Annotated in this window: 8 protein-coding genes; 5 read left to right on the top strand and 3 right to left on the bottom strand. The window is 46.1% G+C overall.

The genetic code is table 11. The features are described 5' to 3' along the window. Positions 1 to 42: 42 nt before the first annotated feature. From ACYIB7_RS08700 to ACYIB7_RS08690, 3 genes are read left to right on the top strand one after another with little or no spacing between them, the layout of a single operon-like run. Positions 43 to 2,379: an ABC transporter permease gene (locus tag ACYIB7_RS08700; RefSeq protein WP_103982016.1), complete on the top strand. Its 2,337-nt coding sequence runs from the start codon at positions 43 to 45 to the stop codon at positions 2,377 to 2,379. A 34-nt stretch (positions 2,380 to 2,413) separates the two neighbouring features. Next, positions 2,414 to 4,807: an ABC transporter permease gene (locus tag ACYIB7_RS08695; RefSeq protein WP_480336790.1), complete on the top strand. Its 2,394-nt coding sequence runs from the start codon at positions 2,414 to 2,416 to the stop codon at positions 4,805 to 4,807. Positions 4,808 to 4,835: 28 nt separating this feature from the next. Beyond that, positions 4,836 to 5,516: an ABC transporter ATP-binding protein gene (locus ACYIB7_RS08690; protein ID WP_480336789.1), complete on the top strand. Its 681-nt coding sequence runs from the start codon at positions 4,836 to 4,838 to the stop codon at positions 5,514 to 5,516. A 632-nt stretch (positions 5,517 to 6,148) separates the two neighbouring features. Here ACYIB7_RS08690 and ACYIB7_RS08685 read toward each other — a convergent pair. The 3 genes from ACYIB7_RS08685 to ACYIB7_RS08675 form a co-directional block, all read right to left on the bottom strand. Beyond that, complete coding sequence (locus ACYIB7_RS08685) at positions 6,149 to 8,296, bottom strand: DUF1566 domain-containing protein (protein ID WP_480336787.1); 2,148 nt, start codon at positions 8,294 to 8,296, stop codon at positions 6,149 to 6,151. Between the two features lie 21 nt (positions 8,297 to 8,317). Then, entirely contained in the window at positions 8,318 to 8,929 is a 612-nt protein-coding gene (locus ACYIB7_RS08680; RefSeq protein ID WP_480336785.1) for a DUF6261 family protein, read from the bottom strand. A gap of 672 nt (positions 8,930 to 9,601) precedes the next feature. Next, positions 9,602 to 10,552 (bottom strand): NAD(P)H-dependent flavin oxidoreductase, encoded by a 951-nt coding sequence (locus ACYIB7_RS08675; protein ID WP_103984175.1) that lies wholly within the window; start codon positions 10,550 to 10,552, stop codon positions 9,602 to 9,604. 146 nt (positions 10,553 to 10,698) lie between these two features. On the opposite strand from ACYIB7_RS08675, the gene ACYIB7_RS08670 reads away from it, so the two are divergent. Both ACYIB7_RS08670 and ACYIB7_RS08665 read left to right on the top strand, forming a co-directional pair. Further along, positions 10,699 to 10,881: a hypothetical protein gene (locus ACYIB7_RS08670; protein ID WP_099465359.1), complete on the top strand. Its 183-nt coding sequence runs from the start codon at positions 10,699 to 10,701 to the stop codon at positions 10,879 to 10,881. A 213-nt stretch (positions 10,882 to 11,094) separates the two neighbouring features. Continuing rightward, positions 11,095 to 13,206 carry a M3 family metallopeptidase gene (locus ACYIB7_RS08665; RefSeq protein WP_103984211.1) on the top strand — a complete coding sequence of 704 codons (2,112 nt, stop codon included), beginning with the start codon at positions 11,095 to 11,097 and terminating at the stop codon, positions 13,204 to 13,206. Positions 13,207 to 13,274 lie beyond the last annotated feature (68 nt).

Below are 13,274 nucleotides of genomic sequence, written 5' to 3'. Positions count from 1 at the left end.
ACAGTGATAGATTTTTATGATGAATAAATAATATGGAATACAATGAATAATCTACTTAATTTAAAAGCCTTCGCTAAATTTATGAGCCATAATAAGGCCTATACTGCTATCGATATATTCGGGTTGAGCGTATCGTTGATGTTCGTGTTGCTGATTGCGGTTTATACCGTGCAGGAGATATCTACCGACAGCCGCCACACAAAGGCCAACCGGATTTATCTGGTGGGTAATGAAAACTGGATAGAATCCGGTGCAGCTATGTCGTATAAGATAAAAGACCGTTATCCGGAGGTAGAGAAGGTTTGTCCGGTGATGTGTTCTGCAGCCGGCGAAAAGACAAAAGTAGTGAGCGAAGATAAGAAACTGAATGCCGATCTGATGTTTGCCGATTCTACCTTCTTCGACTTCTTTGATTTTCCGTTGCTGAAGGGAGACCGTAATCAGGTGCTCTCAGCCCGCAACTATGCTGTAGTCTCTTCTTCTTTTGCTCGCAAAATGTTCGGAGCGGACGATCCGGTTGGTAAGCCGTTGTTGGTAGGCGATACCATTTCGGCCATTATTAGCGGAGTTATAGGTGACATGCGTCATTCATCTCTCCCTGAGGCCGACGTTATTCTGCGTTGGGAGCAGATGGCGTGCTTTAATTCGAGTCTGGCACCCGATGCATTGAATAATGCCGGAGCTACCGTTGCTTTTGTAATGGTGCGTCAAGGCAGTAATTTCCCGTCCCGGGCTGCAGAGATGGCGGAGTGGATGAAGACGTTCTACTGGCCTTACGAGATAAATATTGCAAAAGAGGCGAAGATCGTTTCACTGAAAAACTTCTACTTCTCTGGTTTGGGAAGCAATAACCTGCATACCGGCGATAAAAAGTTTGTATTAGTGTTGATGTCTATCGGCATCCTGATCCTGATTTTTGCCGTAATCAACTATATTAACCTGACTGTGGCGCAAGCCGGTTTCCGTGCCAAGGAGATGGCAACACGCCGTCTGCTGGGTTCTTCACGCGGCGAACTCTTTCTCCGCCTGATGCAGGAGGCTACGTTGCTCACGTTCATATCTATGATTATCGCTATCCTGCTGGCGCTGGCAGCTGTTCCGTTTGTGAACGACTTGTTGCGGACAAAACTTGATCTCAGTGTACTGTTTACACTGCCCTGGCTACTGTCGCTGGTGGGTGTGCTATTAGTTGTGGGCGGACTTTCTGGTTTGCTGCCTTCGCTTATCATTTCGGCTTCGAAGCCTATCGAAGTGGTGCGCGGTACGTTCCGTGCAAAGACGAAGATGGTATTCAGCAAGTTTTTTATCGTCTTCCAGAATGTGATAACAATCGCTATGATTGCTGCTTCTATCCTGATGGTGGAACAGATATTGCATTTGATCCACGCTCCGCTGGGATATAAGATGAACAACCAGATTGCAGTCGTAACCAATGCAGTGAAGGGGGAACAATATTCGGCGCTTGTGAATGAGTTTCGTCGTCTGCCGTTCGTCAAAGCCGTAGGGAAAACACGGGGGATACCGTTGCTGGGTGCTAATAACAATACGGCCACCCTGCAGGGAAAAGTTCTTTCCTGGCGGCAGTTCGTGATGGATAAAGAATGTATGGATATCCTGGGGTTGAAGATACTGCGCGACAATCATCTGGCCGGCGGCGACGGTTGGTATGTGAGCCAGTTTGCCTTTAAGGAGATGAACCTACCCGAAGATACTCCTTCGGTTACCTTCGATAACAAAGGTTGGTCGTTCCCCATTGCCGGGACGATACAGGATTTCCAGTTCGGCGATGTCACCCGTGATAAGGTTCCTATCATGTTCCGCTTCCTGAAGGATGACGAACAGCCTTGGGCGATCCTGGTAGAAACACAAGGCGATATTTTTACAGCTAATAAAGAGTTGCAACGTGTTTATGAAAAGGTAATAGGGCTTGAAGCCGAGACATGCATACTTGATGAAGAACTGCAAAAGGCTTTCGATTCTCAGATTCGTCTGGCGAAGATCGTGATTGTCTTCTCTGTGATTGCGGTTCTGATCTCGTTACTCGGCCTGGTTGCTATGTCTACCTACTTTATCCAGCAGCGTTCCAAAGAAGTTGCCGTGCGTAAGGTGTTTGGCTCGACTAATAAAGAGATATTGATAAAATTGGTACGTACTTTTATGATCTATGTAGGTGTTGCTTTTGTAGTAGCAGTCCCGATCATCTATCATTTTGGTAATGATTGGCTGTCCAATTATTCATATCGCATAGCGTTAAATCCGCTTATCTTTATTGCTGCCGGTCTGTTCTGTTTTGTCATCTCGTTTGCTGCAGTATTCGTGCAGAGCTGGCGGGCTGCCAATACCGATCCGGTGGAGAGTTTCCGTAAGGTACAGCAGTAGAAATTATACAAAATATAAATAAGAGAAAACAGAAATGAGAACAATTATAAGGAACTTTATCAGCGTGTTGCGCCGCTTCAAGATGGCGACAATACTTAACATACTAGGGTTGTCGGTTGCTTTTGGTGCCTTTATGGTAATTCAGATGCAGGTGGATTATGACCGTACTTTCGATACGTTTCATAAAGATTCCGAGGTAATTTACCGGGTAGACCTTCAATGGGAAGGCGATCCGGTGCAGGCCATTTTCTCCCGTCCGATGGCGGATGCCTTTGCCCGCTTTTCCCCTCATATCAAGGCCGGAGCTTTGACATATCCTTTTTGCCAGGAGACACTTTTTACTGTGGATAAGGATGGAGATAAAGAGAGTTATTTTGAGAAGAGCCTGACGGTTTACCCTTCTTTCACCGATGTGTTCCGGTTTGATATGACAGAAGGAAGCGATAAAGCGCTGAATGAACCGAATAAGATTCTGTTACCCGAAAGCCTGGCACGTAAAATGTTCGGCAGCGAATCGGCAGTAGGCAAAGTACTCGAACCGAGGGAGACACATTCGATGATGGCCGGCTTGTTTGAGGAGAAGAGTGGACGACTCGTTGTGGGAGGTGTGTATAAAGACTTCCCCAAGAACAGTATTGTAGAGAACGTGATCTATAAGCCGATGGATGAAAAAGAAAATGCACACCACTGGGGTAATTCCAGCTATTACTTTTACATCCGTCTGGATTCGCCCGAATCGGCAAAGGAGCTGGTAAACGACTTTCTGGCTTACTATAAGAAGAACGATTTGGGGAAGAATATCACTTGGTTTAAAGGCGGGGTTAATTTCCGCCTTGTACAACTTCCGGACATCCATTTCACGACGGACGTTACGTACGATTCTACCCCTAAGGCAGACCGTCAGACGCTGTGGGTACTGGTCGCAATTGCCATCGTGATACTTATTATTGCCGGTATCAACTTTACGAATTTCAGTATGGCGCTTACGCCGATGCGCATCAAAAGTATAAACACTCAGAAAGTATTGGGAAGTCCGGATAGTACGCTTCGCTTTTCTTTGCAGATGGAGGCTGTTTGTATCAGTATGATTGCCTTTTTGCTGGCTTTATGGATGGTGTCTATGCTGGGGAAAACCCCGTTGGCTTTGTTGGTGAATGCGGAATTGTCGTTGGCAGCTCATCCTTTGCTGGTGGCTGTCACAGCCGGTGTTTCCATTGTCTTGGGTCTGGTAGCAGGCTATTATCCATCCAACTATGTCACTTCTTTTCCTCCTGCACTGGTGCTAAAAGGGACTTTTGGTCTTTCGTCTCAAGGACGCATGTTGCGGAATGTACTGATAGGCATCCAGTTTTTTGCCTCGTTTGCGCTGATCATCGGGGCTATGTTTATGTATCTGCAGAACCGTTATATGTCTACCTCTTCGTTGGGATACGAGAAAGACCAACTGATTGTTTCCAATATTACTCAGTTGGTGAAGGATAAGAAAGAGGCGTTTGCCAACCAGCTGAAGTCGTATTCGGGTATTGAGGATGTAACTTTCGCTTCGGTACTTATTTCGAACCAAGACCGGTTTATGGGATGGGGACGTGAACTGAACGGGAATAATATCCAGTTTCAATGCTTGCCGGTAGATGTTGCTTTCATGGATCTGATGGGAATAAAAGTAAACGAAGGGCGTGGCTTCCGAAAGAGTGATGAACTGGCAAGCACGGGTTGCTACGTTTTCAACGAACGGGCCAGGAATATGTATAATATCCGGTTGGGCGATAAGATATATGGAGACGAAGTGATCGGCTTTATGCCGGACGTCAAGTTTGCCACCTTCCGTACGGAAGTGACTCCGATGGCATTCTACTTCTGGGGCAACAAGCCGGAGATGGAAGAAAACCTTTCGTATGCCTATATTAAGGTAAAGGCCGGAACCGATCTGCATGCGGCTATGCAGGAGGTGAAAGGCGCCTTGAAGAATATCGATCCGGATTATCCTTTCTATGTCCGCTTCTTCGACGAAGTGCTGAATAATGCGTATGCCAAAGAGAGAAGCTTGAGCCTGCTCATCACACTATTTAGCCTGATAGCTGTATTCATTTCGATTGTAGGCGTATTTGGATTGGTGGTGTTCGAGAGCCAATACCGCCGCAAGGAGATAGGCCTGCGTAAGGTGATGGGGTCTACTACATCTCAAATACTGGTTATGTTCAATAAAACGTATTTTCGCATTTTGCTGGTTTGTTTCGTGTTGGCGGCTCCGGTTGCCTACTTTGCGATAATTCGCTGGCTCGAGAACTTTGCTTACAAAACGCCGGTCTATGCCTGGGTGTTTCTACTAGCTTTCCTGCTGGTGTCAATGATAACCATTTTGACGGTTACGTTCCAGAACTGGCGTGCAGCGAATGAAAATCCGGTGGATAGTATTAAAACAGAATAATTAAAACATAAATAAAACAAATACGATTATGATCAAGATTGAAGGTTTAAGTAAGTTCTTCCGTACGGAAGAAGTAGAAACAATAGCATTGAACAAGGTTTCGTTGGAAGTAAAGGATGGCGAGTTTGTCGCTATCATGGGCCCTTCCGGTTGCGGTAAGTCAACCTTGTTGAATATTCTCGGCCTTCTGGATAACCCTTCTGAGGGTAATTATTATCTGGGCGATCTGGAAGTAGGCCATCTCAAAGAGAAGGAACGCACGCAGGTTCGTAAAGGTAACATAGGATTTGTGTTCCAGAGTTTCAACCTGATAGATGAATTGAATGTTTTCGAGAATGTAGAGCTTCCATTGACTTACTTAAAAATAAAGGCTTCCGAACGTAAGCAGATGGTAACGGATATCTTGAAGCGAATGAATATCAGTCACCGTGCTGCCCATTTTCCCCAGCAGTTGTCCGGAGGTCAGCAGCAGCGTGTGGCTATCGCCCGTGCAGTGGTTTCCAACCCGAAGATCATCCTTGCGGATGAGCCTACCGGTAATCTGGATTCAAAGAATGGGGCGGAGGTAATGCAACTCCTCACCGAACTGAATAAGGAAGGAACCACCATTGTAATGGTGACCCACTCCAAGCATGATGCGAGCTTTGCCCACCGTGTTATCAATTTGTTTGACGGTAGTATTGTATCTTCGGTTAGTGAGTTTATCTAAGTTTAGTTACCGTCCGCTGAAGCGGACGGCCTAAAGTATGTTCTCTTTGTAGGCTTTAGCCTAAGTTCGGTTGCCGTCTACTTTAGTGGACGGATTAAGGGATGTACATTCCTGTTGGCTTTAGCCAAATTTCTTTCCGGAAATCTCCTTTTAGCTTTCTTCTCCAATTGGGCTAAAGCCCTTGAAAGGGGAGAATCTACTGCCTCCGTCGGTTAAAACCGACGGCAATTGAAACCGGGCTAAAGCCATATTTTATCTGCCAATCAGATATCCCGGACACAGCGAACATAGTAGTAGCTGGGGCTCGTATTGTTGTAATTGAAACTGCCGTCGAAATTAAGGATGTACATTCACCGTTGGCTTTAGCCTGGTTTTAGTTACCGTCCGCTGAAGCGGACGGCTTAAAGAAGGTTCTCTTTGTTGGCTTTAGCCTAAGTTCGGTTGCCGTCTACTTTAGTGGACGGATTAAAGGATGTACATTCCTGTTGGCTTTAGCCAAATTTCTTTCCGGAAATCTCCTTTTAGCTTTCTTCTCCAATTGGGCTAAAGCCCTTGAAAGGGGATGGCTCTACTATCCGTCGGTTGAAACCGATGGCAATTGAAACCGGGCTAAAGCCATTTCTATCCATTAATCAGATATCCCGGACACAGCGAACAGAGAAGCTGCCGTTCGTGCTGCCCCAATTGAAATTGCCATCACTGAAGCGCAGTAGGCAGCGGCCAATGACAATACCACCGTAGACCGAACTACTCCAGTAGTACTTGCTGCCGAACGCAGCGAAGCCGGATATGGACTCTAGTTTAGACTTATTCTGATACATGGCGAACAACTCGATCTGAGTAGGAAGACGCCAACCGCTACCCAAAGCTGTACACTGAACTTTGGCATTATCATTATCATATTGATAAGTACCTGAAGACTGAGTCTTAGACACTTCGATGGAATACTCCTTAGTGACGGTAGCAGTAGAAGATACACCCTTATAATCGGAACCGGTTGTGCCTGTAACTGTACCACCATCATAATTGAATGGAGGATAAGCTGTAAGGTCAGACTGTTTCGCCTTATAAGCATCGGCTACGGACTGGTCGATGGTGACCTTATTTGGTGGTACTAATGTACCCCGCACACAGCGGATATAGCCGGCGCTGCCGCTCGTGCCGTACCAACCGTAATTGCCACCGCTGAAGTCCAGTACGCAGCGTCTGTCGGCATCGCCATTGCAGACCGAACTACTCCAGTAGACACTGCTGATGAACGCAGCGCAGCCGCCGCTTTGCAATGTAGCTCTATTATCATACATACCTTTTAACTCTATAATTGTAGGAACACGCCAACCTGTACCTAATCCTTTACAATAGTCAATAGCGGCAGCGTAATTAGAAACAGAACTGCCACGTTCAGTCTTCTCGACTTCGAAAGAATAAGGCGTATTTACAGTAGCGGTAGAAGAAACGCCCATATAATCGGAACCCGTACCGGAAGAAGCGCCACTATCGTAATTGAAAGGTGGATAATTAGTTAAATCACTTCCTATCCAAGTTTTATATGTATTGGCCAACGGTTGATTAACCGATACCCACACAGAAGCCACGCTGTGCCATATCCGGGGATCGTCATTCTTGTAATATAGGTTGCCACTACTATTCGTTACATAGTTTCTAATGAATTCAAGTGAATTGTTTACGTTTACTGTCAGCGTGTAGTTTGTGTGTCGGCGTAGCGAGAAGTCGCTTACATCGCTGCTTTTGCCCATAAAGACGTCGAAGTGGCATGTGTAGGCATCGTCTGTTGCGAGGGTTTTGCTTCCCGTCAGCGTTACCCTCGCAGCATCGGGTGCTTTCAGCCTGTTTCTTTCGGTGGCGTTAGTGGCCGAGTAGCCGGATTGTACATTCTCTCCTACATACCAGGTTGCGGTGTTTGTGTTTAGGGAGGTGGAGTTCTCCACTCCTGCGGTGTTAGTGTTGTTTCCTGTTCCGTCGTAGTTGTTTTTTGTTCCGAAGCACTTTTTTCCTGCGTTTACGAGTTGGATTCCTGTGCGCGGTATGTTTCCTCCGCCTTGTGAGGTATAGGGTATGGAGAAGGTCTGATTCACTACTGTTACTTTCGCCAGCGTGCGGTAGAGCTGTACGGATGTCGTTGCGTTTACTCCACCGGCAAATAAATTCACCGTTGCCGTTCCGGCGTAGGGTACGTCTGCATCCGAACTGATCGTGTTCGTCATCACCAGCGCTTGAAAGGCGGCATAGTTTCCTGTGAAGTTCGCAAAGCTTCCTGTTCCTCCCGTGCTGGCGTAGTTGTTTGTTGCCGCATTGTCGTTTGCTACAATCACCAGCCGGCAACTTGTTGCTGCCGGGTCTGCCACGTTTGTAAAGGTTACTACTTTGTCTGTGTTTGCCGTCATGGTTCCGATGTTGGCTCTGCCGTTGAACGTCCCGTCACTCTTAAAAAGGAGGGCGTAGACGTTCTTCAGCGTTGTTGGCGCTTTGGTGGAAGGCATATCCGCAGAACAACTGTCAGTATCACTCGATACCAGTTCGTAGTAGAAGCCAGCTTGCGCGGCTTCGCTTTCCGGGGCTGCTTCTCGGATCAGCGCTCTCGTCTCCGGTATGGCTTCTACGCCGGTTTTGAGTGTAAGTGTCAGGGTGTGTCCTGTGGTGGGGTCTTTTTCCAGTCCGTCATCGTCATCGTTGCATGCGGTCAATGCAGGCAGCATTGCCAGCATTATCAGGAACCCGGCCGCGAGGGCCGGGTTCCGAGGGTTGTTGTTCTTTTTCATATAAAATGTGTGTAAAGGGGGTTATACAATCGGCGTGTCTGGCTTCTTGTTTTTGCCGGCTTTTGCCGCAATCAGGTCCGAGTACTTTTTGTAGATCTGGTTTACGGCGTCTATAAAGGCTGCGGTTTCTGGTGTCGGTTCCATTTCTTGCATGGCGTTTACGCGGCGTACTATCGCATCCAGCGCTTCGTCTGTTGCTTTGCGTGCTTCGGAGGTTTCTACTTTTACACGTGCCGTGTATTCGTCCGTGCGTGTCCGGTCCAGGTCTTTGTAGTCTTGGTTTTGTTGGCTCAGCAGGCTTACGAAGTTTTCCAGTTTCAGCAGTTCGATGTCCGCTTTCGCAGCATCTCCTCCCAGGTCGTTCAGCAGTCCGTCTATCCCGGCTGTTTCTTCGCTGAAGGCTTTTTCGTTGAGTGCGTGATAGGCTCCTAAGATGGCATCCAGCCGTTTGGCTGCCAGTTGCAGTTGTTCGGTGGGGCAGATGCAGTAGGCTTCCACTATGTTTACCATGAACCGGAAGGTGAGGTCTCTGTCTGCGTCCAGTTTTTCCAGTTGTTCTGTGCTTGCGCTTTTTGTGATGCGGTTCACACAGTCTTGTTCCCGTGCAATGGCGTCGGCGTAGGTTTTTCGCATTTCGCTGATCTTGGAGTCTGCCACGCTTAGAGGTGTAAGGCGTTGGTTTATTTCCTCGTTCATACCCAGGTGTGCCGCGTTGCTCAGTCGTGAGCGTGAAACGGTTCCGATCGCTTTTGTTTGTTCCATAACTTTGAATTTAAAGAGTTAATATTAGGTTGAAAATTGAGAAATCCGTTCTGTAGAGGCTCTGTAGGTGTACGGAGGTATCACCGGAGCTCCGGCAAGGGGTTTGTAGGGGTACAAAATGGCTGCCGGCGCGTCTGTAATGGTTTTGCAGGCCTACAAAATGGCTGCAGCTACTCCGGTAATGGTTTTGTAGGGGTACGGAGGCTTCGCCGGTGCGTCGGTGATACTTTTGTAGGTGTACGGAGGTTTTCCGTGTGGTACGGACACACGTTTTGGGCAGGCTGCAAGGGCAGCCTGCTATGTTTTGATTGTTTTTTACGTGAAAAAGGCGGGTGGAGGAAAGGTTACGTTTTTTTTGCAAAATTTCCTTCTTCATGAAGAAGGACTGCGGAACATACATGTTCCGCAGATATATGTCTTATACAAGGAATGTATTTCATCTTGTTTATGAGATGTTGCGGGGGCAAAGATAGGTAATTCTTGCGCGGTAAGGAAAAATATCTGCGTAAATCTGCGCTTGTTTGCCGTGCTACCCGGGAACTTTTAAAAAAGATTCTGCGTATAGTTTATGTTTTCCAATGCCAGTTTATATCCTTCGATAATATCATGCATTACGTCTGCAACCGGCTGCAGTTCCCAGAATTGGGAAGCAACCTGGCCTATTTCCAGTTCGCCTTCTTTCAGATCGCCTTCAAAGATACCTTTCTTGGCACGTCCTTTGCCTAATAATTCCCGTAATTCGTCGGCAGAGGCTCCGCGGGCTTCGGCTTCTTCTACTGCTGTGGCGAAGTCTCCTTTTGCCAGACGGGTAGGAGCAAGCTTTTTAAGTAATAACCTGGTATCACCTTCCTGAAGATTCAGACATAGTTTTTTAAAGTCTTCATGGGCCGAACTTTCCCAGGTGAGCGCAAAACGTGTCCCTATTTGTACGCCTTCGGCTCCCAGGGCAATGGCTGCCAGCATAGATTGACCGCTTCCGATGCCACCTGCTGCAATCAATGGCAATGAAGTGGCTTTGCGAACGGATGGGATAAGGCACATGGTGGTGGTTTCTTCGCGCCCGTTATGCCCTCCGGCTTCAAAACCTTCGGCTACAACAGCGTCTACGCCGGCTTCCTCGCATTTGGTTGCAAATTTGGAACTGCTTACTACATGAGTAACAATGATTCCGTGTTTTTTAAGAAACCCTGTCCATGTTTTAGGATTACCGGCTGAGGTGAAGACTGTTTTTACCCCTTCTTCTACAATTATATCCATGATTGTTTCTATCTCCGGGTACATCAACGGCACGTTTACGCCAAAAGGTTTGTCCGTAGCCGCCTTGCATTTGCGGATATGTTCGCGGAGCACCTCGGGGTGCATGGAGCCTGCCCCTAATAAACCCAGTCCGCCTGCGTTACTTACGGCAGAGGCCAGTTTCCATCCGCTGCACCATACCATGCCTGCCTGGATAATGGGATATTGAATCCCGAAAAGTGTTGTAATTCTATTCATATTCTGTTACATATTCTATGTCAGGTTGTTTTATATATTACCGGTTTGTTGTTTAAGCATTATGCGAAAATAAGTGATACTGATGAAACAACAAAATGAATGGCCGAAGTGTTACAATATTAACTAAACAATAAATACATAGAGATATGCCGGAAAAAATATTAAAAACTTTATGGGACGAGAGTGATGAGCTGTTTGATGAAACAGGATCAACCAGGTCGGTGTTGTCAGACGATTATACTTCGGGAGATGTTAAGGATTTGACAGACGATATAGAGAACAAGATTGATGAAGAAGACGACATCATAAAAACCGAGTTGGGAGAATAACATTCTTTATCCGTCCCCGGAATACACAGAAAGGCTATATCATAATCGGGAATTTTCCGAATTTTGGTATAGCCCTTTTTATGCCTGTTTACCTAATCTTCCTTATATTTGCAGGGAGTATCCCGGATGCATAAATGATGCAATGGACATGTATAAGAATTTCCGCGGGAAAGAATCGGGGATTGAAATAATATAACATAAATTCTATTAATGATGAAACAATTAATTATGGCTACCGGATTGGCGCTCGTATTGGGAGCATGTTCTGGCAAAAAGGCTGAAGTTGCGGAAACCGGCAATCCGTTTCTGACAGAGTTTACCACTCCATTTGGTGTTCCTCCTTTTGAGCAGATAAAACTAGAGCATTACAAACCTGCTTTTCTGCAAGGAATGGAAGAGCAGACAAAAGAGATTGAAGCAATTGCAAATAATCCGGAGAAACCTACATTCGAAAATACGGTTGTGGCATTAGACCAAAGCGGTAAGCTGCTCCGGAAGGTAAGTGCTGTTTTCTTTGGCCAGAACAGCGTTAATACAAACGACGAAATGCAGGCTTTGAATAAGGAACTGTCTCCATTACTGTCGAAACATGATGATGATATAAACCTGAACCCCGCCTTATTTGCACGGGTAAAAGCTGTTTATGATAATCAGGCAAATTTGAATCTGGATAAGGAACAGACAAAACTATTGGACGAAATCTATAAAGACTTTGTTCGTGGAGGTGCTAACCTGGATGCGGATAAGCAAGCTAAACTACGGGAGTTGAATAGTGAAATATCCATGCTTCAACTTACATTTGGCCAGAATGTGCTGAAGGAGACCAACGCGTTTCAACTGGTAATTGATAATAAAGATGATTTGTCCGGGCTACCGGAAACATTAATTGCCAATGCTGCATCTGCTGCAAAAGCTGCCGGGATGGAAGGCAAATGGTTATTTACGCTGCATAATCCAAGCGTGATGCCTTTCCTTCAATATGCTGATAACCGTGCTTTACGCGAGAAAATATTTAACGGTTATATTAGCCGCGGCAATAACAATAATGCCAATGATAACAAAGAAGTCGTACGCAAGTTGATTACTGCCCGCCTGGAAAAAGCCAGGTTGATGGGATATGAAGACTATGCTGCATTCGTACTCGAAGAACGTATGGCAAAGAATGCAGGTAACGTATATAAACTTTTGAATGAAATCTGGACTCCGGCCTTATCCAAAGCCAAAGAAGAACTGGCAGACATTAATGCCGAGATAAAGAAAGAAGGCGGCAACTTTGAAGCCCAAGGCTGGGACTGGCGTTATTACTTTGAGAAAGCCAAGAAGGCGAAGTTTGACTTAGATGAAAACCAGATCCGTCCGTATTTGAAATTGGATAATGTGCGTGATGGCGCATTCTATGTTGCCAATAAATTGTACGGCATCACTTTTACACCGATAAAGAATATCCCATTACCTCATCCCGAGGCGCAGGCATTTGAATGTAAAGATAAGGATGGAACCTATCTGGGCGTGCTCTATTTTGACTTTTTCCCGCGCGAAAGCAAACGTCCCGGAGCCTGGTGCGGAACCTATCGTTCGCAGACATATCAGGATGGAACCCGTCTTGGTCCGGTGGTTACTATAGTGTGCAACTTTAGTCAGCCTGCTGCCGGACAACCGGCTTTGTTGAGCGCTGATGAAGCAGAAACATTGTTCCACGAATTTGGTCACGGGCTGCATAATTTATTTAAGGATGTACATTATTACGGTGTGTCCGGTGTACCTCGCGATTTTGTAGAACTTCCTTCCCAGGTTATGGAACATTGGACATTTGAACCTGAAGTATTGAAGGTTTATGCCAAACATTATCAGACCGGAGAAGTAATACCGGCCGAACTGATAGATAAACTGGATAAGAGCGGTAAATATGGCCAGGGCTTTGCTACAACCGAATATCTGGCCGCTTCTTTGCTTGATATGGATTATCATGTAATGAAAGAAATCCCGGCAGGTTTGGATGTGATGAAGTTTGAGAGTGAAACGTTGGGAAAGCGTGGCATCTTAAAGCAGATTCCATCCCGTTACCGCACTACTTACTTCAACCATACTATGGGAGGCGGTTATACTGCAGGATATTACAGTTATATCTGGGCAGAGGTGCTGGATGCGGACGCTTTCGAAGCCTATAAGGAAACAGGCGATATATTTAATCCGGAGGTGGCAGATAAATTCAGGAAATATATTCTGACTCCCGGAGGAATAGACGATGCGATGGTAATGTATGTGAACTTCCGCGGAAAAGAACCCGGGACAGGACCATTGTTGAAGAACAGGGGCTTGAAATGATTCATAAAAAGAGTATACGTGCTGTTTGTTTAAAGGACGTATACTCTTTTCTAAAAATATATATGTGA

Source organism: Parabacteroides sp. KHUB-03 (genome assembly GCF_056640975.1).
Note: the sequence above shows the minus strand (reverse complement) of the source record. Positions and strands in the feature narration are given on the sequence as shown.